This window comes from Bacillus cereus group sp. MS39, assembly GCF_040448665.1.
Lineage (GTDB): Bacteria > Bacillota > Bacilli > Bacillales > Bacillaceae_G > Bacillus_A > Bacillus_A wiedmannii.
The window spans coordinates 3,812,943-3,835,025 of the sequence record NZ_CP123058.1; the positions used below are offsets into that span (position 1 = coordinate 3,812,943).

Sequence of the window (22,083 nt, forward strand, 5' to 3'; positions counted from 1 at the left end):
GGAGGAAAACATATGAGCTATGGTGGAAGTTGCGCTGGTTTCGGCGGTGGATTTGCTTTGCTTATCGTACTATTCATCCTTCTAATCATCATCGGATGTAGCTGTTGGGGTGGCGGCGGATACGGATACTAATATCCTATCCTTAACAAATGAACGAAAAACTATACGAAAACAGCTCATATTTGAGCTGTTTTTTCATACTTTCGTATGAATTTACATCCCTCTTATTTGCGATTTCAACTAACAAAATATCGTTTAATATGGAATAAGAAACATTTTTATTAAGGAGGATTACAATGATTAAAGGTCTTTACGAAGCGCATTTACCTGTCCGTAACTTAGAAGTGTCTATACCTTTTTACGAATCGCTAGGACTAAAATTATATAAAAGAGGAGACGATATTGCTTTCTTTTGGATTAAAGAAAATGAAAGTTGGCTCGGCCTTTGGGAAGGCACAGAATACAAAGTGAATTATCACCCCTCTTTACGACACATCGCCTTTCAAGTAAGTTTACATGATTTAGAAAATGCGATTCATTGGTTACATCAAAAAGGAATTTCAGCACGAAAAGACTTTGGAATGGAGCCAATTGAACCAATTGTTTTTCCTGAATTAGCACATGCTGCCGTATACTTTAACGATCCTGATGGAAATAGTTTAGAATTGATTGCAAAATTACCTGTTGGACTTCCGACAGAAGAGAAAGTGTATGTAAGCGAATGGAAAAAACAAGTGCAAGCATCATCATTACATAAGGATTAATCTTTTATGTCAGTTTCTTATAGCACACTTCTGAAAACAAATAATAACTTCAATAAACTATTTTACGGGCAAACATTAAGTGTACTTGGAGATTGGTTTCATACGATAGCTTTATTAACATTCGTCTATAGCATAACGGAATCTCCATTTATGATCGCACTCACTTTTATAAGTAAAGGATTGCCTCAACTTCTGCTTAGTCCTTTCATAGGCGGGATTGTAGATCGTTTTTCTAAAAAGAAGATTCTGATTTTTACTGATATTTTACGAGGCATAATCGTCCTCACTTACTTATTTGCACTATATAAAATTGAGATTATTTTCATTTCTAACATATGTTTATCCGTACTTTCTTGTTTATTTGAGCCGGCTAAACAAGCAACCTTAAAAAATATCGTACACCAAAATCATTTCGTAACTGCTAACTCTCTTTCTAGTACAATGAATGGTTTTATGTCTATTATGGGGGCTTCTTTAGGTGGAATCCTTGCACAATCTTTACATATTGAGTTCGCCTTTTTAATCAACAGCCTGTCATACTTTATTTCAGCCTATTTTATCTATACTATGAGTGTCCCTTCTCATGATATTTGTAACAAGAAAAGAGCATTTTTTACTGATATAAAAGATGGTTATACATACATATTACAAACAAAAATCATTTTAACATTAATTCTTGTCGGCATTTCATGGGGCATGATTGGAGGTGCTTATCAACTACTACTAACGATCTATGCCGAAAGGATTTTCCACACGAACATTGGAATTTTATATACGGTCCAAGGGGCTGGGCTTATGATTGGGAGCCTCCTCGTTACTCTTTATATGTCTCATAGTAAAGAAAAAATGAAAAAAGCATTTGGTTGGGCCTATTTCCTACAAGGAATTTTCTTTCTCGGATTCATTTTATCCGATCAACTTATTATCGGGATCATTGCATTATTCTGTATGCGCATAGCAGGAGGAATCATCGTTCCACTTGATACGACATTACTTCAAACTTACACGCACGAAAATATGATGGGTAAAGTTTTTTCATTCCATTACTCTATTTATGGTTCGCTTATACAGTTATCTATGTTCATTACAGGATGGCTTTTAGAAACTCTTTCTCCGCGTGTTATTGGTAGCCTATTAGCTATATGCTGTATTTTTGTTAGTTTTATATGGCTTTACCTGTTTTATCGCGGGAAACTGAGTGAAGAACCTACTATCATTTAATAGCATGTTTATGCACATGCTATTTTTATTTATGTCGAAATATAAAGGAAAAAGGCGATTTATTTTCCTTACGTTCTAATTTTTTAGAATGTACAATAAATTTAGATTATAAGAAAGGAGATGTCATAATGTTTGACGATAGACTTACTATTTCAGCTGAGCAGCAGAAGCTCATTTCCAACGCAACTCGCATTCAAATTCTTCACCTTTTAAAAGACGAAGCACTCACTGCAAAACAAGTAGCTACTAAACTAAATAAATCTGCTGGTAGCGTACATTATCACGTTCAAATTTTATATGATGGAGGGTTACTTGAATTAGTAGACACGAAAGAAAAACGGGGAATTATTGAAAAATATTATAAAGCAAAAGCTGCTCATTTCTATATTGAAGAAAGCGGCACAGAAGGAACGAATACAGGTAGTCATATTGTATCTCATTTATTTTTAACTCCAGAGGAATTACAACAGCTTACTTGGGAAGTTACACAAGTTTTATTACGCTGGGAAAACAAAACCGCTCGTCAATCAAACTCCGAAGAGGAATACGCTATTTCCTGCAGGATAAAAAAACAATGAAAGAAAGGTCCAACTGCTCATGAAAAATAAATTATTATTATTGTCGGGAACAGGAATTTCTCGTTTAGGTGATTTTATGTATCTCATCGCCCTAAACGTAATGGTGTTACATAGCACAAACTCACCTGCTGCTGTAGCAGGATTATGGATTGTAGGTCCAATTGCGACCGTTGTTACAAAAATATGGTCTGGTAGTATAGTAGATCGATTAAACAAACGTTCCATTATGCTCATCACAGATATCATTCGAGCAGCTCTTATTGGCTGTATTCCGCTATTTGATTCTATTTGGGCCATTTATATTTTTATCTTTTTGACTCGTATTGCTACATCATTTTTCGATCCAGCATCATTTTCTTATAGAACAATGCTCATACGAGCTGAAGAACGCGCTCAATTCAACGCTTGGAATAACTTTTGTACAAGCGGGGCTTTTATTATCGGTCCAGCCCTTGCTGGAATACTTCTCACCACGTACTCAGCATCCTTTGTTATTTACTGCAACTCACTTTCCTTTCTACTTTCTACTATTCTCATTTATTTCTTGCCAAACATTACGTTACAAACAAAGCAAAACGAAGAAGTTGCAAATACTTTCGTACAAACATTACGAAGTGATTGGAAACAAGTTTTTTCATTTGCTCGAACTGAAACTTACATCATTCTCATATTCGTTTTATTTCAAGCCACTATGCTTGTTTCTATGGCGCTCGATTCACAAGAAGTTGTATTCACAAATCAAGTACTGTTTTTATCCGACATGGAATATAGCATGCTTGTTAGTATAACTGGTGCTGCATATATTTTCGGTTCATTTCTTGTTTCTCTCTTTGCTAAACGATTACCGATTCAACATTGTATCGGATTCGGTATGATTTTCACAGCAATAGGCTATGTAATTTTCGCCTTTTCAAATTCATTTATAGTCGCAGCAGGCGGTTTCATTTTACTTGGCATTTCTTCATCATTTGCTGGTACTGGCTTTATCACATTTTATCAAAATAACATCCCTGTACATATGATAGGACGTATCGATAGCGTGTTTGACTCAATAAAAAATTTCATCCAAATCTTTTTCGTTTTAGCAATTGGGGCATCCGCACAATTTCTTTCCGTCCAAATCACTGTAATCAGTAGCTCATTACTCATCCTTTTCCTTTCCTGTTTATTAGCAATCCGGGTAATGACCCCTTCACGAGAAAAATATTTTAGAGCTACAGGGTCATCATTGGAATATTGAATGCAACATAAAAAGCGGCTATAATGCCGCTTTTTTCCCGTTTTAAAGGACAGTAAGCCCTCACTGATTAAAGTTTCACTTTATGTTAAAATATGTATTGGATCTGATAATGTAGGAGGGCTATTTTGGAGATTATTTTCATTTTCATATGTATTATATTAGTAGCTTCTATTTTACAAACGAGTACAGGTTTTGGGTTTTCTATTATGGCAACACCTTTCTTACTCATGTTATTTCTACCACAAGAAGCTATACAAATAAATATCATTTTATCATTAATTATTTCCATATCACTCATCTGGAAAATAAGAATGGACATTGATTTTATTCTACTGAAAAGATTAATTTTCGGAAGTATAGTTGGTGTTCCTTTTGGTATTTTTATTTTCACTTCTATTAACATCAACACATTTAAATTAGCAATTAGCATCCTACTCTTACTATTAACGTTGATGCTATTATGCAACGTTAAGATTAAATCAACACAATCTAGAGATTTCATAGTTGGCGGATTATCTGGGCTATTAACGACAAGTATCGGTATGCCAGGTCCTCCCCTGTTACTTTATTTTACAGGAACTGATACGAAAAAGGAGAAGTTACGAGCAACTACATTGGCTTTTTATCTGTTTATATATTTCATTAGTCTACTAACTCAAATACTCTTTACTGGCACAAACAAAACGATTTGGGAATCAAGTTTTTATGCTATTCCAATCGTATTTCTAGGTTTGTATATAGGTCAAATTATTTTCAAATGGCTTAATCAACGGATTTTTAAAATATTTACGTACATCCTTTTGAGTTGTACAGGTATGTATCTTCTTATTGAAAGTTTGCATTTATTATAAGTACGTTTTCAAGATAAAAGATGCTTTATATTGTACAAAAACATATAGACTTAAACGATAAAAAGCGGCTATTATGCCGCTTTTTATCTTCACTTAAACTAACGTTTCATTACAAACCGCTGTTACATTTTTAAAGTATTGCAAGTTCTCCTTCGCTTCAGCTTCATTAAATAAATTGAGCTGTTTCATTATTTCAGCAGCAAATTCAACGTACGCAGATCCTACTGCTGTTATGATTTTCCCATCAACAGTTACATCTTTATTTTGTTTATATTCCCATTCATGTAAATGAACTAACTGTTTTTCATCTGGTGTTAATGATGTTGAGAATTTCTTCTTATTAAGCACTCCTGCTGCATGTAGTAAAGATGTTCCTGCACAAATACCCGCTATCCATTTGTTCTGCTTATGTAATTCGTTCACGGTAGATAACAATTGTTCATTTTCTAAATGGTCAAAAATATGTCCTCCTGGCACAATAAACACTTCATAGTCTGCTACTTCAATATGCTCGATAGAGACATGTGGTTGACATAAAAAACCACCTTCTCCTGTAACTGTTTTTCCATCTACTGTTGCTGTTATTATTTCGAATTGCTTACTGATCAAAAATAAACTCGCTATATTCACTTCAAATTCTGCAAATCCATCAAATAAAAAGATTAAAGCTTTTTTCATATTATCGCCTCCCCCTATACTTATTCGAAGACAATCCTATTTCTCCTCCAAAAAAAGGCAGCCCTGCATGCAAGTCTGCCTTTTTACTCATTTCTTATTAAATCCTTTTTCACTTAAAAACTCTTTCATATGCATTCTTTTTTCTTTAGCCATAAACGAACTCATTGATTCCGTCCATGTTACGTTTTTCTTGTTTGCTGATCTTTCTTTGTAATACGAGCTCATCGTTTCATCGTATTCGTTTAATAATTCATCATATTTCTTTTCATCATACCCATTTTCATGAAGAATTGCTGCTACTGGTAAACGCGGTTTCACTCCATGATTTTCATCTGGTACGCCAACCGTCATTCCGAATACAGGATATACTTTATCCGGTAAATGAAGCAATTCACTCACTTCTCTCGGATTATTACGAATACCACCAATATAACAAATACCATATCCTAACGACTCTGCTGCTAACGCTAAGTTTTGCGCGAAAAGTGAAGCATCTACCGTTGCAACGATAAAGTCTTCTACTCCTTCATGTTTTATCTCTGTACTATGCTGTTCACACGCTATTTCAAGTCGTTTTAAATCTGCACAACAAACAAAGAATGCTGCGCAGTCTTTCACGTGACGATTTCCGGATAACTCTGCTAGTTTAGCCTTTAGGTCTTGATCTGTTACATATATAACAGAATACGCCTGTACAAAATGTGAGGAAGCGGCATGCTGCGCAGCTTGTACCATTCTTTCTACTACATCTTTCGGAATTGATTCTTCTTTATATTTACGAACTGAAACGTGTTGCTCCATTTTATGTATGATCTCATTCATGAAAAACACTCCTTTTTTCTCTTCATAATGAAAAATTAACATATCTTTTTCAATATTCACAACTTATAAGCACAAAAAGAGCAATTCTTTTTGAATTGCTCTTTCTAAAACGTCTATCAATACGGTAAATGAAATTATATTAACGATAATTTAATTATATCAACGATTTTTCGAATATATCGACTTACCGACAAATAACGACAAACTCACACCAAATTATTTCTTATCTTATTACGCTGTTTTCAAAACTTTAATACCTTTTACGATATTCCAAATGAAGTAATAAATCCCTACAAGAATGAACACCGCATATGTGATCATCATTCCAATTCCAGCACCATCAGATTGATTGGAGCTTAAGCCATATATGCCGGATACTGCTAATCCACCAAATAAAATCGCATACGGGAAAATATGTGACCAAAATGCTTTTTTCGCGTGGTATTTCACTTCATCCTCCGCAACGAAGTACACGATAATTGGCAGTAAAAATGGTGCAAAAAAGATACTAAAGTAACATAGTGAAGATAATATATTATTTCCTTTCATCCGATTCACCTCTAAATAGTTTTTGTTATCTTCATTATGTCAGGAATCGGTTCTAGAAACTATCGCTTTACCTTTCATGAACATGACATATTTGTAAGATTTTCATCAAAAATAATCCCGACTGGACTTCCAGATGGGATTACTTTTTCTATATTCGATTCATAAACCAATATTGCGTAATAGCTAAATACTCTCGTATATTCGATGGAATGACAATTCGCTTCGGTGTTTCGGCCGGAAGACCTTCTAATTGTAAACCTTGTTTTGCTGCTATTTTTTTCGCTCTAAACATATGGAAATCGTTTGTTACGATCATTCCTTTTTTCATATTGTCTGGAATTAACGGTTTTGAGAATTTAATATTCTCATCTGTACTCGTTGACTTATCTTCCATTATTATGCGGTCTTCTGCAATTTTTAGTTTCATTAATCCATTTTTCATTGCTAATGCTTCTGAAATATCTTCCCCTTTGCCTTTCCCTCCAGATACAATCGCAATTGTTTTTTCATGTGATTGTAAATACTCAGCTGCTTTATCAATACGATATTGCAATGAATAAGATGGTTTCGTCCCATTTACTTTCGAGCCTAGTACAATGATATAATCAGCATCGTCAATTGCTTTCATATGCCCATCTTTATAAATGTTATATTGTAAAAATCCCACATAAACGGCGCAAACCATTATAATTGCTATCATATACGTAATTATTTTCTTCTTTTTCATATCCGTATACTCCTATGTTCTTTACTTCTTTCATCATAATATCCGTTTATTCGTTTGTACACAGACAAATTTCAATTCACCCTAATTTATCCTCTGGAAAGTAATATTTATATTCCTTTCGGGAACAGTAAGTACAACTTTGTACGAAGGAGTGTCCTTATTGCTTCTCTTTTTATGTAACGTATCATTCTTTTTCATCTTATTTTTACTTTCACTTAAGATGCTCGGTAAATCTGCTTTGGCACAACTAACTCCTCATGATTTTGGTGCTATTATCTTTTTATCTTATTTAGCTTTTCAGGCCATACCTGTCTCTGGTGCTTTGCAAGCTTTTCTCGGTATGGTCGTTATTACATGTTTGCATTTGCTTCTTACAAAATTAAGCTTACTAAACAAACTAAATCGTTTTATTCTCGGGCACCCTATCATTTTAATTAAACATGGTGATATTATTTTTGAAAACTTACAAAAAAGTAGATATCCAATCGCTGAACTACTGTCTAACCTTCGCGTCGCAGGATATCCAAGTGTTCACGAAATTGAATATGCTATTTTAGAAGCGAACGGAGCCATTAGCATTTTACCAAAGCGTGAACTTGTACCATTAACTCCAAAAGATTTGAACATAGATGTTACGTATGCTGGATTACCAATTGCCCTTATCGTTGATTCGCAAATTCAATACGATAACTTAAAGTTAATTCATAAGGACGAAAAGTGGTTATATAAAGAATTAAAAGAAAAGGGCATCACTAATATTAAAAGCGTTGCTTTCGCGTCTGTTCAAGAAACAGATGGATCTTTTGCGATTAGTTTAAAAGAGTAAAAAATCCCCTTACTTACTCAAGGGGATTTTCTTCATTATATCGCTTCTTTCTCTCCCGCCATATTTAATGGAACAGGATGTTTCATACGATTCATCGTAAATACAATAATCGCTGTCAATACTTCAGCTACTGGCATAACGAGCCAAATTCCATTTATCCCAAATAATTTTGGCATAATCCATAATAATGGAATAATAAATAATAACCCTCGGCTCATTATAATAAGTACTGATTTTGTCGTTTGTCGCACGGATTGGAAGTACTCTCCATACACAATGTTATAGCCTAAAAATACATATTGGATAAAGAACAAGCTAATACCCGTTAATGTTAACTCCAATAACTCTGGAGATTGGACATCAAATAGACCAATAATATATTTCCCGAAGAATAATCCGACAATTATTGCAATACCACCGAGTACTACCGCAATTTTTACAGCGAACTTTAATCCTTCGCGCAATCTCTCTGATAAATTTGCGCCGTAATGGAAACTAGCGATCGGTTGTAATGCTGCTCCAACACCGAAGAATAGTAGTAATGTCATCGCATGAATACTATTCACCATCGCATAAGAAGCGACTCCAACTTCTCCTGCATATTGAACGAATGCAATATTAAAACCAATCGTTACAATCGCTACTGTACTTTCTGCTGTAAAGCTCGGGAAACCGATTATCATAATTTGTTTAACTGTATCCCACTCAAAATGGAATTTCGTCCATTTTAAAATACTACTTTTCCTAAAGAAATGAGATAATAATACAAGGAAACCAATCGCTGCCGAAAGAATAGTCGCTGAAGCAGCACCTGTTACGCCCCATCCAAAGATGAATATAAAGATATAGTCAAACACTATATTTAATACAGCCGTTACAACTAGACCTGCCATTGCTAAATTAGGATTTCCATCATTTCGTATAAATGTACTTAAAATATTTTCTAACACGTATATCATTCCAAACATTAATAATACGTGTAAATAGTCTAACGCATACGGTAAAATCACTTCGTTTGCACCGAATAAGTATGCTAAATCTTCTATTCTCCATAAACAAATCGCAGCTAAAACACCTACGATAATTACTGCTACCGTCATGGATTGCGTAAAAATAGACCTTGCTCTTTCTACTTTATTTTCACCTAGTGCAATGGAGTATAACGTTGCCCCGCCCATTCCAATCCATAATGAAATAGAGAAGAAAATTGAAAAGGCTGGAATAGCCACGTTTACTCCCGCTAATCCATTTGCTCCAACTCCCCGACTAATCATAACCGCATCAATCACAATATTAACTGACATTAATACCATTCCAAGAACAGCTGGTATTAAATATGAAATAAATAAACTTTTTATCGGTTTTTCTCTTAACTTTTCTGTTGTTTCCATCATATAAATGCTCCTTTTTCAATGCTCTGTTCATAGTTTAAACCTTTAAGTTACTTGAAGGTCAATAGAGAATTAAAAAATAGGTAACTGAATTATTGTGTTTGATGCCAATTTGTAATGATACGGGTCCTATATCTTATTGCTTTATTTTTTCATTATAGGAATTTGAATTTCTGTTACTTGTTCCTCTGGATTGTCTGTGACAGACCAATCAATTAATGCAATCTCAATCGCATCTCCACTTACTTCGTACCCTTCTTGATCAATATATTTCATTAACTTCTTATATGTTTCATCCGTTTCTTCATATGGGCCATGGTGATATACACAGGCAAATATGCCTTCTTTAATTTCATCTGAACTATGTATTTGAAAAGGCATGTAATCCAAAAGAATAAAAACACTGCTATATGCTTGAAACTCATTTTGCATTAATCCTTTTTTTGCCACCGTTACACCGATATCTCCAGAAAATAAGCTATCATCCATTTGCTTCATATTTTTTTGCAACGAATGAATATAGTACTCAAACATATCATCCGTCGTATTCGGGGCAACCGCAATTGCTGTAATGTTTCGCTGCGGGATCTCTTTAATTACCATTTGTTCAGCTTTTGCTTTTGTTGCTTCCTTAATTAAATGAATTCTATGTTCCATTTTCGCCAAAGCATACTCAATTTCTCTTTGTTTTTTCAACATCATTTCTTGTTGTTTTTCCAGTAAATTGAGTGCGTATGCTGGATTTCTTTCATCAATATATTTCTTAATTTCCTTTAATGGAATATTTAATTGGCGTAAAAATTTAATCGTATCTAATAGTGAAAATTGATCGATTGTATAATAGCGATAATTTGTTTTCGGGTCCACAATGGACGGATGAAAAATCCCCTTTTCATCATAATAGCGTAAAGTAGATTCCGCTATATTTTGCATTTTTGCCATTTCTCCAATTGTAAAACGTTTATTTAATAACATATACCCTTCTCCAATTCATAAAAAATGTATCCTTATTTCTTCTTATTATATAGTGATTCCCTCCATACCTAAATCGAATCCTATCATGAAAATCTGCTATTTTTTCATTGATTTTTCATACATTTTATTATATATTAATTACAGGTTCAAATTACGAGTTCAAAAGAACTTGTAATCAGACCCTTTGTTTAATGGTTTTTACATATTTTCATTAGGCAAATTCCGAGAAATCGTATGATAAAAATAAAAATGATGAGGAGAGGATCCGATGGATTTCGAATTTTTCTTTCAAATTGCACTTATTTTATTAAGTACAAAGCTTGCTGGTGATCTTAGTGTTAGACTAGGTCAACCTTCTGTACTAGGTAAATTAATTGTCGGTATCGTTATCGGTCCAGCTATATTAGGTTGGATTGAAAATTCAGAGCTTCTAACACAATTAAGTAATGTCGGTGTTATTCTTTTAATGTTTATGGCTGGTCTTGAAACAGACTTAGAGGAATTAAACGCAAATCGTAATTCTTCTTTAGCAGTTGCACTTGGAGGTATCCTTCTTCCATTCGTAGGTGGTTACGTTTCTGGTCTTGTTATGGGAATGGAACAAGGAAATGCTGTATTTTTAGGATTACTTCTATGTGCGACAAGTGTTAGTATTTCCGTACAAACGCTTCGTGATTTAGGAAAGATGAAAACACGTGAAAGTACAACTATGCTGGGCGCGGCTGTATTTGATGACATTCTTGTTGTTATTTTATTAGCATTTGCAATGAGCTTCTTAGGTACAGACGATGTTAACTTAACAATGGTTATCTTGAAGAAAGTTGTATTCTTCGCTTCTATTATTTTAATCGGATGGAAAGGTGTTCCTGCAATCATGCGCTGGTTATCACCACTGCGCGTATCTGAGTCTATCGTCAGTGCGGCTCTTATCATCTGTTTCTCATTCGCATATTTCGGCGAATTATTAGGAATTGCTGGTATTATCGGTGCTTTCGCAGCTGGTATCGCTATTTCTCAAACGAACTACAAGCATGAAGTAGAAAAGAAAGTAGAACCAATCGCTTACGCTATGTTCGTTCCAGTGTTCTTCGTAAGTATCGGTATGAATATTACATTTGACGGTATTGGTAATCAAATTTGGTTCATCCTAGCATTAACAGTAATCGCTGTATTAACGAAATTAATCGGTTGTGGATTGGGTGCACGTATGACTGGATTTGACGCTAAGTCTTCTGCCATTATCGGTGCTGGAATGGTTTCTCGTGGTGAAGTTGCACTTATCATCGCAGGAACAGGACTTTCTTCAGGTCTATTAGCACAAGATTACTTTACAGCTATCGTTATTGTCGTTATTTTAACTACAATGATTACACCACCAATGTTAAAATACACTTTTGGTGCAAAAGATAAAGCAGTGAAAGCAAGTAAATAAGCTTTCTACAATAAAAAGAGATTACTATCTTATAAGATAGTAATCTCTTTTTTCATTTTATCTTTAAACAATTCCATTCTTTTTTAACCAGTTTTCAAAAATAATTCGCGCTTCGTCATCATCAATATCATTACTAAATGAATACACCATAATGCCGTATTCATCTATATATTCACCTAGTTTCATTTCCTCCACTTTTTTATAAAAGTCGTCTGCCTCATAGTGCGGAATATAAGCATCCCAAACTGGCTCATTTATTCTTTTGTACGCCGTCACTTCTAAATCGTATCCATCTTCATAATACCCGATGTGATAATGTTGACTAGGCTCATATTTCTTCATAAAAAAAACCTCCTACTAAACAAAAGCGAGCTGTAATATACAGCTCGCTTCATTCATTAAATGCGTTCCATCGCTGTCTTCAACGTTCCAACAACAAAAGCAATTTCTTCACTTGAAATAACAAGCGGTGGTGCTAATGTTAAGACGTTATTATATCCTGCTGTTGTCATGCCGTTTCGTCCAATAATTAAACCTTTTTCTTTACAAGCATTTACAACACTTGCAATTTTGTCGTTATCAATTGGCTCTTTCGTCTCTTTATCATTTACTAGTTCGATTCCAACTAGTAAACCTTTCCCTCTAATATTCCCAACAAGTGGATGTTCTCCAATTTCTTCTTTTAATTGCTCTAATAAAAACGAACCCATTTGTGCAGATCGCTCAATTAAATTTTCATTTTCCATAATCTCTAAGTTTTTAAGTGCTAATGCACAAGCCGCTGGATTTCCACCAAATGTATTAATATGACGGAAGAATTCATATTCTCCCTTCCCTTTAAATGCTTCATATATTTCTTTTTTCACAGCTGTCGCTGATAACGGTAAATATGCACTCGTAATCCCTTTTGCCATCGTAATAATATCTGGCTGAACGTCATAATTCATAAATCCAAATGCTTTTCCTGTACGTCCGAAACCGCAAATCACTTCATCGCTAATGAGAAGTGCACCGTGTTTTTGACACGTTTCATGAATAGCTTTCATATAGTCTTGTGGCGGCATTAAAATGCCTCCGCCCGTAATAATTGGTTCCATAATAAAAGCTGCAATCGTTTCACTTAATTCCCATGTCATAACGCGATCTACTTCTTTTACACATTCTACATCATAAATGTTCTCTCTTTCTATTCCAGGCATACGATAACAATCTGGCGGCGTTACATGTAAAAATCCTGAAGCAAATGGCTCATATTGATATCTACGCTGTGCTTGTCCCGTCGCTGCCATCGTTGCCATTGTATTTCCATGATACCCGCGGTAACGCGACATAAATTTATAACGATGCGGTTCACCTTTTTGAGCATAGTATTGCCTTGCTATTTTAAAAGCCGTTTCGTTCGCTTCCGAACCACTATTAGAGAAGAAAATAACATACTCTCCTCCAAGCCACTCATTTAATTTTTCAGCAAGCTTTATAGCCGGTTCATGCGATTGTGACATCGGAAAGTATGATAATGTTTGTAATTGCTTATAAGCCGCCTCTGCGAGCTCTTTTCTGCCATATCCACTATTCACACACCAAAGACCACTCATACCATCTAAATATCGTTTTCCTTGTATATCTTCAACCCAGCACCCTTCTGCTTTTGCCCCTACCATTGTACTATTTGGACTAAAGGGACGCATTCCGTGCCAAACATATTGCTCATCTTTTGCTAATAATTCATCAGTCTGTTTCGTTTTCATCATTTCTTCCACCTTCCATAACAACTTATTTTTCACAAAAGCTGTGCTGGTGCCATGATGATTTAATTTTCTCCCTGCTTATTTTCATTCCACAAAATTAAGACAAAATCCTACTTACAATACCGTAATATTTACAAGAAAAAAAGAGCTTTTCTTATATATCGAAAAGCCCTTCTCTTTTTAATGTGACGACGCATCACTAACACCATGACCTGTATTAGATTTTACAAGAATCTCATCAAATTTCGCAGCATCTTCTTTCTTACTCGATAACACGGTTCCTAAATATGCTGCAAGGAATCCAAGCGGAATTGAAATAATTCCAGGTGTCGTATATGGGAAAATCGCTTCCCCAACAAATATAGCTTTTCCAGCTACAGGGTTCCAAACATTTGGACTTAATGCTACGAGAACAATTGCTGATACAAGACCAACGACCATACCCGAAATAGCACCTGTTGTATTGAAGCGCTTCCAATATATTGTGAATAATATAACTGGTAGATTTGCACTCGCTGCAACTGCAAATGCTAATGAAACTAAAAATGCTACGTTCAATGTTTGAGCAAATAACGCTAGTATAATGGATAATACCGCTACCCCAATAGACGCATAGCGAGCCATTGACACTTGCTCTTTTTCCGTTGATTTCCCCTTGCGAATAATTTCATTATAAAAATCATGTGCAAATGCTGATGCTGCTGTTAATACAAGGCCTGCCACTACAGCTAAAATAGTTGCAAAGGCAATTGCTGATACGAAAGCAAATAAGAAATCTCCACCTAACGCTTTAGCTAATAAAGGCGCTGCCATATTACCAGCAGGGTTTGCTTTCATAATTGCCTCATTTCCTACAAATGCTGCTGCCCCAAATCCTAAGAAGATTGTCATAATATAAAATGCGCCAATTAACCACGTAGCGTACACAACAGATTGCCGTGCCGTTTTTGCATCACGTACTGTAAAAAAGCGAACAAGAATATGTGGTAATCCGGCAGTACCAAGAACTAGTCCTAAATTTAAAGACAGTGTATCAAGACCATCCTTATACTTTACCCCTGGATTTAAAAATGAATCTTTTAATGGCGTAGCTGTTTTCATTTGAGCGAACATTTCAGTCACACTAAAATTAAATTTTGAGAAAACGATAACAGAAATAATAAATGTACCTGCCATAAGTAATACAGCCTTAACAATTTGTACCCAGCTCGTCGCAGTCATTCCGCCAAAAATAACGTACACTGTCATTAATGTACCAACGATTAAAACGGATGTCGTATATTCGATCCCTAATAATAATTTAATAAGTGCACCAGCCCCAACTAATTGTGCAATCATATAAAAAATTGAAATCGTCATCGTATTAAGCGCTGCAACGCCGCGAACTTTTTTCGCATCAAAACGTGCCGCAATCATATCCGCTAACGTGTACTTCCCTAAATTTCTAAGCGGTTCTGCAACAAGGTATAGAACAACTAAATAAGCAACTAAAAAGCCGATACTATAAAAGAATCCATCAAATCCAGTTAATGCGATCGCTCCGGCTATACCAAGAAATGACGCAGCAGACATGTAATCTCCCGCAATGGCTAGACCATTTTGCCAACCAGTTAATCCTCCTCCAGCTGTATAAAACTCACTCGCATTTTTCGTTTTCTTCGACGCAAAATAAGTTATGACGAGTGTACCAAGAACGATGATTAAAAATAATGCAAAAGCGGTTATATTCAAAGTCAGCCCCTCCCTTTTTGCATATCTTGTAGAATTTTTTGCGAGATTTCATCAAAGGATTCTGCTTTTTTGCTATAAATCATACATAATGACCACGTCATTATAAATTGCGCAAATGCAAACACCCATGCCCACGTAACATCCCCAAATGCTGGTGTATTGAGCACCTTTGAATACGATGTTAAAATAGGTAATGCAATAAAGAAGCTTAAAAAGAAAATACTCATCGGAACGATAAACTTCTTTTTCGTATTTAATAGCAATTGAAATTCTTCTGACTGAACAACCTCTGTATAATTCACTTCATTTTGTAACTTACGTGCTGACGTATCATCTCTTTTCATTCCCATTCCCCTCTCTTACTGAAAATACAATTCCCCCTTGTATACCTAAAGACTAAATTTTATAAATATTCAGAAACTTATTTCCATTTTAGACAATCCATACATTCCTGCAAAGATTTTTCGATAGACATTTTTCGGCAATTTCTCCTAAGTTTTTAATATACTTTTTCAACATAAAATTTACGTACTTCAATCTCATACCAGTCAAGATTTGATGCCTATTAAAACAGAATAAAAAAGTAGTGCTTATCGCACTACTTCTGTCTTTTTCTCTTTTTCTAAATTACGAGCTGTTTCGCTTAATTCAACGTCTTTCCCATCTTTAAGCGTTCCAAATATGAAATCGAATACTGGATTTGAAACACCAAACCAAAACTTTTCATTTTTATAATGGTGTAATATGTGCTGTTTTTTTAGCCATCTTCCAAACTTAGTGAACGGACGAATCGGCTTATGTGCAATATAATGTTTCCATTCATAAACGAGAAGCATGATAATCATTCCAATTCCGAATGAAAGTGTAATAGTAGCACTTTTTGTTATACCATATGCTATAAATAAATATATAGTAAAGCTAGGTATACTAAACCATACAGGCAAAAACAATAGTTTTAAATCATCTGGATATACATGATGATCATAATGTAATCTTCTTAACATTTTTAATAAAAATACGTTTTTAGGTGGCTTTAAATGGAATAAAAACCGATGTGTCATATATTCGTTAAGCGTATAAAAACAATCCCAAACAAACACGCGAACATACCGATCCATGTGAAAAATTGCATTTTTAAAATAATGATGAAAATAAATAAAATACTATACATAATAACGATATCATGTTGTAAAAAGAACTCTTTCCCCACTCTCTTCATCTTCCTTCCCCCTTTTCCAAAAAAACAGCCGCAACATATCGTTACGACTATTTCTTTTATTTTTTATTTTATTCTATTCACTTTACAAATTTGCCTGCTGCTCTATTGTCGAGAAAAAATTGTTCGATCCAAATATATTTTGCTTTGGAATAATATGTTCCACCGCAAACACTGTTACTTCTCCTCTTTGTACCTCTCCAATAATGAGCCCAAATATTTCATGATTCACTGCAAACGTTGGTTGCTTTGTTTGCAGTAATCTTGCTGCATTATGAAATACCGCTTCATATAGTGGATTCCTATCAGTAATTTCTTTTCGGATTTTGGGTGCTAACGTAATAATAATTTCTTTTCCGTCAATAGTGGTTCGATACATAAAAATCTCCCCTTCAATCTTATGTGAACAACTGTAAAGCTTTGTATGCAAAATGGATAGAATATCCTACTAAAATAATACCGGCTCCGGCTGTTATATAGCCAAGTGCTTTTTGCTTTAATAAAGTTCTGCCAAAATGGACAGAAAAAGCAATATTTAAATTCCATAAAATAATGCCAACAATAATACAAAGACTGTATAAAAAGGCTTCTTGTTTCGTTACCTTCGTAAGCAATGAGCTAAGTGTACTTCCGTATATACCAAACCAAAAAACAAGATTTAATGGATTGGATATCGCAATTAAAAAACCTGCCATAAACGATTGTTTAAGGCCACCTACCTCTTCCTTTTTATATTCCATATTCGAGTGGGAAATTCCTTGTTTTACACTTTGAAATCCTAAATAAAATAATAAGAAAAACCCTGTGCAATACATAAAAGCTTGTACATATGTATACATAAACACAGAAGATAAACCGAAATAAATGAGAAGCATAAACAAAATATCTGCAGTCATTCCACCAATTCCAACAACCCATGCATGCCAAAAACCTCGTTCAATTCCTCGTTTTAACATTTCAATATTAATCGGACCTACTGGCGCAGCTAATGAAATACCTAATACAATTTGTTGTATAATCGCTCCAAACATCGCTCTATCCTTTCTACTTCCTTTACTATTAAGTAATGATGTAATGATTAAAAATAGACTAGCTTTCATCAAAATATTTACTACTAAAATACCCTTTTTTATCCAAAATATGCAAAAGAGCCATCTGGATGATGGCTCTTACTTTTCTAACTTATGAAGAAAAGGACATTTTCCTTTTATCGGCTCTACATCGTCTCCTATGAAGTATTGTTTCCATTCGCGATGATCTGGATCACCATAATGACTAATGTTAGGGTGTTTCGGCAGCTGATCCCACTTTTCAACTCGATCTCGGACCGTTTGTCTTGAATATGCTCCTTTAGGGCGATCCCCTTCTAATCCATCAAAGATGGTACGCGGTTGAAATCCAATAACGAGAGAATTTCCTAAATGCCTAGTTTTTCGTTGTTTATAAGCTGACGCATTTCCAAATGCGAATATCGGTTCACCACCAAATGAAAATTCCCATAAGTAATGGTCTGGGTCTTCAGGAATTTGCTTCGGCCATGTTTGGTCATCGTTTTCATGTAAATATTGTAGTACTTTCCAAAAGTAATCACGATAATATTCCAGTGATTGTTCCTCACATTCCGGTTCCACAAAAAGAAAGAATCCTCTTCTTACAATTGGGCGCTCTTTCATTAACTCTAAAAAAGATAACATTGTATGTGGCAAATGACTCCAATCATTATGAGAGAGAAACGAATAACGAAGTTCATTCTTTTTCAAAGCTGTTAAGCCGAAATAACATGGGAAAGTTGGTTCTAGCACGACACTCGAAAAATTTTGAAATTCTTTTGCAACCCAATTTGGTATGTCAGTTCTCGTTCTCATTCCTTCATTATCTAATAAATAAGACTCATTCATTCTTTCACCTCATTATGTATAGCATTCAATTAAGAATATTACATACTCGGCCTGTCCTATACCTATTTAAAAATTCGGCTGAAAAATTATTTAAAAATACAAAAAAATAAAATCGCTTACTTGACTAATTTCTACCAATTCGTGTATATTTAAATTAATCATTTAGCAGAATATTCAAGATTATAGCATTTTTAGTTTATATTATCTTTCAAATGAATTTCACTAAATGAAAAAAGCAAATGTTTTTAGGAGGAATTGTAACATGCAAGGAAAAGTAAAATGGTTTAACAACGAAAAAGGTTTTGGATTTATCGAAATGGAAGGCGCTGACGATGTATTCGTACATTTCTCTGCTATTCAAGGTGACGGCTACAAAGCTTTAGAAGAAGGTCAAGAAGTATCTTTCGATATCACTGAAGGAAACCGCGGACCTCAAGCTGCTAACGTAGTAAAACTTTAATCCAACATATAACAGGAGGTTACCTTACTTGGTAACCTCCTTTGTTATTCCTTTGTATATTTCCGTTTTACAGAGCAAAAACTATGTGAAATGCGCAATATACAAAGGAGGAAGTAATAATGGGATCAGAAGTAAATGATTTTGAAGAAGTGAAATTCCGTGTAGAAACAGCACAAAAAATGGTAGGGTCAGCGACAATTTCAATGGATCCAGATACATTAGAGCATGCGACTACTGCTGTAGAAGCCGCTCGCTCTCAGCTTGAAATTATGAAATCTGTTGCGACAGATTTAGATGAACCATTTTTAATGAATGAGGAAAAGAAATTAAGTAAATGCGAGCATCAATTAAATGAAGCAAGACACTAAAAAACATCCAGAGAATTTTCTCTGGATGTTTTTTATGATAACTGTTCCCCATACTTTTTCAATGTTTCTCCAACTGTACATTGTCGTATACAAAATGAATGAGCGTAATACTTACTATTTGTCTTTCGATTATGTTCTCGCAAGAAACATCCTTCACAATACGTTTCTAATAAGTCATTTACCTCTGTAATGAGTTGCTTTTTATCCACCTTTGCACCTCTCTATTCGGTTATTTCTTTATGACTATCAATGACTGTTCCTTCTAATGCTTGCGTAGCTAATTGATGCGCTTCTTTATTTTGTTTTCTAGATATCGGCTCACATACAAGTTTTAATTTCATTTGCTTCGCTTTTTGTTCAATTTGATCTAAGTAATGATTTAAATGCTCATCATAACAAGGCCATTCTCCAGCCAATTGCTGCAGTACAACTTGAGAATCGCCGCGAAGTGTAACTGCTTCATACTTAATTCCAAATTCCTCGAGTATATTCATGCCATATAGTAATGATGCATATTCCGCTTCATTATTATCATATATACCTTCTATATATGCATTACGGCGAATTCGGTATTTTGTATTTCCTTTTTTATAGTATACACATATACCTACTCCAGCTTCTTTCGTCTGTACATCATAACCGCCATCAAAATAAACGAGTATTTCTTGGAGCTCTTCCTCCACTTGTTTACTCAGCTTTTTCATTTCCTTTAATGACCATTCTGCATCCATTTCATCATAAAATGATAGTTCTTTCACTCTTCCTGTTTTCTCGAAATCCTCTGCAAATTGCAATACATCTTCTATGTTCATATAATCTGTCGTTAATTCCGTCTGCAATCCGCTCTTTGTTTTATACAACCAATGAATTTTATATTTCATACTAGATTCCCCTTATATAAGACTTCTTATATGTAGTCAGCTAATGAAAGCCTCACTTTATTTTATTATATTGTATCAAGAGTCACAGCATTATATTCAATATGATTACATACAAAAAGAGCTATCCCTATAGGAATAGCTCTTTCATCTATTGCATAAATCTTTCAAATTGTACTCGTTTATTAATCCAGTACATTACAGGCATACCAATTGCCATGACAACAAATTCACCGATGGCACATGTTAACCAAGTCAACATAAATGGTAAATCAAATGCAAGATGAAGCTCAATTGCAATCATAAACATTGTAATTGTAAAAATAACTGTATTAAAAATCATACGAGCCCAAACACCTTTAATAAATCGCATAGAAATAATCGTTGCAACTAATGCAAGTATAGATTGCCCTACTCCAAATACTAAATCGTAAGCGATCATAGGTGAGAAAAAGAGATTTGTTAAAAATACACCTAATACAATTCCGTAAATTGCTTTTTTATTAAATACAACAAGATGATTAAACATCTCTGAAATACGAAACTGTACACTCGTAAAGCCAAATGGCTGAATAAGCATAGAAACAGCAATATATAATGCCGCTAAAATACCATTACCGACTAATGTTCTTATATTCATGACAAAATCTCCTTAGTTTTTTTACGTGGGATGGTTTCGAACCACGTTATTCGTTTTTTAAGCAACAAGAATATATTCTACGCAATACACACTCTCTCGTCAATAGATTCCTATCCTTAACTACCTTTTTTCTTTTAGACAACGTATAATAAAACATATGAAAGTTTTAGGAGGTTTCACTTCATGACAGCAACAATTCAAAATGAAAAAGTGGTCGTTTCCATTTCTGACAAAGGTGCAGAATTACAAAGCGTTCGCTTAAAAGAAGATAACACTGAATACTTATGGCAAGGCGATTCTTCTTATTGGGGGCGCCGCGCACCAATTTTATTCCCAATTGTCGGCCGATTAGTAGATAATACATACTACGTAGATGGTAAACCATATTCTTTAACACAACACGGCTTTGCTCGTGATCTTACATTCTCTGTACAAGAACAAAGTGAAACGAAAATCACTTATATTGTAACTAGTAATGAAGAAACATTAAAAAAATACCCATACGAATTCGAATTACTCGTTTCTTATGAGCTAGACGGACAAATCGTTCATGTAACATATGAAGTAAATAACCCTACTTCAAAAGAGATGTTCTTCTCAATCGGAGCACATCCTGGTTTCAACTTCCCCTTATTAGAGGGCGAATCATTTACAGATTATCATTTATCATTTAATGGTTCTGAACGCTTAGAAACAAGCGTATTAGAAGGACCTTACCTTTCAAGTAAAAAACAATTAATCGCTGAAAATACGAATGAATTACCACTTACATACGATTTATTCAAAAATGATGCGCTTATTTTTGAAAATATGAATACGGATGAAATCTCTATTCGTTCTCATAAACATAATAAATTTGTAAAAGTAGAATTTGATGGCTTCCCATTTGTTGGCGTATGGACACCAGGCGAAAACGCACCTTTCTTATGTATTGAACCTTGGTACGGTATTGCTGATGAAGTAAATCCGGCAAAAGATTTCAAGGAAAAAAAAGGAATTCAATCTTTACAAGCGAATGAAACATTTACATGTCGTTATAGTATTACAATCGGCTAAAGTACTCTATCCCCTACTTCAAAGAAACATATAA

General features: G+C 34.5%; 27 protein-coding genes, 1 pseudogene and 1 riboswitch. Of the genes and pseudogenes, 11 read left to right on the forward strand and 17 right to left on the reverse strand.

Annotated features, from left to right (window positions below):
- The first annotated feature begins 12 nt into the window (after positions 1-12).
- The 6 genes from QEP67_RS19750 (at position 13) to QEP67_RS19775 (ending at position 4,654) form a co-directional block, all read left to right on the forward strand.
- Complete coding sequence (locus QEP67_RS19750; protein WP_000120179.1) at positions 13-132, forward strand: YjcZ family sporulation protein; 120 nt, start codon at positions 13-15, stop codon at positions 130-132.
- A 164-nt stretch (positions 133-296) separates the two neighbouring features.
- A complete protein-coding gene (locus tag QEP67_RS19755; protein ID WP_000589700.1) occupies positions 297-764 on the forward strand; it encodes a VOC family protein in 468 nt (155 codons plus the stop codon).
- A 6-nt stretch (positions 765-770) separates the two neighbouring features.
- Complete coding sequence (locus QEP67_RS19760; protein ID WP_151035360.1) at positions 771-1,985, forward strand: MFS transporter; 1,215 nt, start codon at positions 771-773, stop codon at positions 1,983-1,985.
- Between the two features lie 128 nt (positions 1,986-2,113).
- A complete protein-coding gene (locus tag QEP67_RS19765; RefSeq protein WP_000459086.1) occupies positions 2,114-2,563 on the forward strand; it encodes a winged helix-turn-helix domain-containing protein in 450 nt (149 codons plus the stop codon).
- 19 nt (positions 2,564-2,582) lie between these two features.
- Entirely contained in the window at positions 2,583-3,803 is a 1,221-nt protein-coding gene (locus QEP67_RS19770) for an MFS transporter (RefSeq protein ID WP_000791687.1), read from the forward strand.
- 125 nt (positions 3,804-3,928) lie between these two features.
- Complete coding sequence (locus QEP67_RS19775) at positions 3,929-4,654, forward strand: sulfite exporter TauE/SafE family protein (RefSeq protein WP_048566815.1); 726 nt, start codon at positions 3,929-3,931, stop codon at positions 4,652-4,654.
- Between the two features lie 93 nt (positions 4,655-4,747).
- Here the strand turns inward: QEP67_RS19775 and QEP67_RS19780 are convergent, their stop codons facing one another.
- The 4 genes from QEP67_RS19780 to QEP67_RS19795 all read right to left on the reverse strand — a co-directional run bounded on the left by QEP67_RS19780 (position 4,748) and on the right by QEP67_RS19795 (position 7,403).
- Positions 4,748-5,332 carry a type 1 glutamine amidotransferase family protein gene (locus QEP67_RS19780; protein ID WP_000709443.1) on the reverse strand — a complete coding sequence of 195 codons (585 nt, stop codon included), beginning with the start codon at positions 5,330-5,332 and terminating at the stop codon, positions 4,748-4,750.
- 87 nt (positions 5,333-5,419) lie between these two features.
- The gene (gene nfsA / locus QEP67_RS19785; protein WP_001002400.1) at positions 5,420-6,154 is read right to left on the reverse strand and encodes an oxygen-insensitive NADPH nitroreductase; all 735 of its coding nucleotides are present in this window, start codon (positions 6,152-6,154) and stop codon (positions 5,420-5,422) included.
- Between the two features lie 231 nt (positions 6,155-6,385).
- A complete protein-coding gene (locus QEP67_RS19790) occupies positions 6,386-6,703 on the reverse strand; it encodes a DUF4870 domain-containing protein (RefSeq protein ID WP_000678045.1) in 318 nt (105 codons plus the stop codon).
- A 148-nt stretch (positions 6,704-6,851) separates the two neighbouring features.
- Positions 6,852-7,403 carry a YdcF family protein gene (locus QEP67_RS19795; RefSeq protein WP_306339637.1) on the reverse strand — a complete coding sequence of 184 codons (552 nt, stop codon included), beginning with the start codon at positions 7,401-7,403 and terminating at the stop codon, positions 6,852-6,854.
- A gap of 187 nt (positions 7,404-7,590) precedes the next feature.
- Here QEP67_RS19795 and QEP67_RS19800 point away from each other — a divergent pair, with 187 nt between their 5' ends.
- A complete protein-coding gene (locus tag QEP67_RS19800) occupies positions 7,591-8,256 on the forward strand; it encodes a DUF421 domain-containing protein (RefSeq protein WP_000923941.1) in 666 nt (221 codons plus the stop codon).
- A gap of 35 nt (positions 8,257-8,291) precedes the next feature.
- On the opposite strand, the gene QEP67_RS19805 is transcribed toward QEP67_RS19800, so the two are convergent.
- Positions 8,292-9,647 carry an MATE family efflux transporter gene (locus QEP67_RS19805; protein ID WP_048566923.1) on the reverse strand — a complete coding sequence of 452 codons (1,356 nt, stop codon included), beginning with the start codon at positions 9,645-9,647 and terminating at the stop codon, positions 8,292-8,294.
- A gap of 144 nt (positions 9,648-9,791) precedes the next feature.
- A complete protein-coding gene (locus QEP67_RS19810) occupies positions 9,792-10,622 on the reverse strand; it encodes a MerR family transcriptional regulator (protein WP_048566812.1) in 831 nt (276 codons plus the stop codon).
- A gap of 268 nt (positions 10,623-10,890) precedes the next feature.
- Between QEP67_RS19810 and QEP67_RS19815 the strand changes: the two genes are divergently transcribed.
- Positions 10,891-12,054 carry a cation:proton antiporter gene (locus tag QEP67_RS19815; protein WP_000344996.1) on the forward strand — a complete coding sequence of 388 codons (1,164 nt, stop codon included), beginning with the start codon at positions 10,891-10,893 and terminating at the stop codon, positions 12,052-12,054.
- 63 nt (positions 12,055-12,117) lie between these two features.
- Here the strand turns inward: QEP67_RS19815 and QEP67_RS19820 are convergent, their stop codons facing one another.
- From QEP67_RS19820 to QEP67_RS19855, 8 genes and pseudogenes are all read right to left on the reverse strand, one after another.
- Complete coding sequence (locus QEP67_RS19820; protein WP_048566811.1) at positions 12,118-12,396, reverse strand: DUF3986 family protein; 279 nt, start codon at positions 12,394-12,396, stop codon at positions 12,118-12,120.
- A 56-nt stretch (positions 12,397-12,452) separates the two neighbouring features.
- Positions 12,453-13,802 (reverse strand): aspartate aminotransferase family protein, encoded by a 1,350-nt coding sequence (locus tag QEP67_RS19825; protein WP_074651093.1) that lies wholly within the window; start codon positions 13,800-13,802, stop codon positions 12,453-12,455.
- A gap of 180 nt (positions 13,803-13,982) precedes the next feature.
- Positions 13,983-15,533, reverse strand: a complete 1,551-nt coding sequence (locus tag QEP67_RS19830; RefSeq protein ID WP_001027730.1) for a sodium/solute symporter — start codon at positions 15,531-15,533, stop codon at positions 13,983-13,985.
- Positions 15,534-15,535: 2 nt separating this feature from the next.
- Positions 15,536-15,877, reverse strand: a complete 342-nt coding sequence (locus tag QEP67_RS19835; RefSeq protein ID WP_000817375.1) for a DUF485 domain-containing protein — start codon at positions 15,875-15,877, stop codon at positions 15,536-15,538.
- A 246-nt stretch (positions 15,878-16,123) separates the two neighbouring features.
- Positions 16,124-16,752: pseudogene (locus QEP67_RS19840) on the reverse strand (sterol desaturase family protein).
- Positions 16,753-16,834: 82 nt separating this feature from the next.
- Entirely contained in the window at positions 16,835-17,128 is a 294-nt protein-coding gene (locus tag QEP67_RS19845) for a hypothetical protein (protein ID WP_000286363.1), read from the reverse strand.
- 19 nt (positions 17,129-17,147) lie between these two features.
- A complete protein-coding gene (locus QEP67_RS19850) occupies positions 17,148-17,780 on the reverse strand; it encodes a LysE family transporter (protein ID WP_000466560.1) in 633 nt (210 codons plus the stop codon).
- Positions 17,781-17,918: 138 nt separating this feature from the next.
- Positions 17,919-18,647: a YqcI/YcgG family protein gene (locus QEP67_RS19855; RefSeq protein ID WP_353706384.1), complete on the reverse strand. Its 729-nt coding sequence runs from the start codon at positions 18,645-18,647 to the stop codon at positions 17,919-17,921.
- A 262-nt stretch (positions 18,648-18,909) separates the two neighbouring features.
- Here QEP67_RS19855 and cspB point away from each other — a divergent pair, with 262 nt between their 5' ends.
- Positions 18,910-19,107: a cold shock-like protein CspB gene (cspB, locus tag QEP67_RS19860; RefSeq protein WP_001161731.1), complete on the forward strand. Its 198-nt coding sequence runs from the start codon at positions 18,910-18,912 to the stop codon at positions 19,105-19,107.
- A gap of 119 nt (positions 19,108-19,226) precedes the next feature.
- Positions 19,227-19,475 (forward strand): DUF2564 family protein, encoded by a 249-nt coding sequence (locus QEP67_RS19865; RefSeq protein WP_000534395.1) that lies wholly within the window; start codon positions 19,227-19,229, stop codon positions 19,473-19,475.
- 32 nt (positions 19,476-19,507) lie between these two features.
- Here QEP67_RS19865 and QEP67_RS19870 read toward each other — a convergent pair whose 3' ends face one another.
- The 3 genes from QEP67_RS19870 to QEP67_RS19880 form a co-directional block, all read right to left on the reverse strand.
- On the reverse strand, positions 19,508-19,684 hold the full coding sequence (locus tag QEP67_RS19870; RefSeq protein ID WP_000358801.1) for a zinc-finger domain-containing protein: 177 nt from the start codon (positions 19,682-19,684) through the stop codon (positions 19,508-19,510).
- Between the two features lie 12 nt (positions 19,685-19,696).
- Complete coding sequence (locus QEP67_RS19875) at positions 19,697-20,356, reverse strand: ribonuclease H family protein (protein ID WP_048566807.1); 660 nt, start codon at positions 20,354-20,356, stop codon at positions 19,697-19,699.
- A gap of 148 nt (positions 20,357-20,504) precedes the next feature.
- Positions 20,505-20,993: a QueT transporter family protein gene (locus QEP67_RS19880; RefSeq protein ID WP_001026482.1), complete on the reverse strand. Its 489-nt coding sequence runs from the start codon at positions 20,991-20,993 to the stop codon at positions 20,505-20,507.
- 6 nt (positions 20,994-20,999) lie between these two features.
- Positions 21,000-21,044, reverse strand: a riboswitch (PreQ1 riboswitch).
- A 132-nt stretch (positions 21,045-21,176) separates the two neighbouring features.
- On the opposite strand from QEP67_RS19880, the gene QEP67_RS19885 reads away from it, so the two are divergent.
- On the forward strand, positions 21,177-22,049 hold the full coding sequence (locus tag QEP67_RS19885; protein ID WP_000127433.1) for an aldose 1-epimerase family protein: 873 nt from the start codon (positions 21,177-21,179) through the stop codon (positions 22,047-22,049).
- The last annotated feature ends 34 nt before the right edge of the window (positions 22,050-22,083 follow it).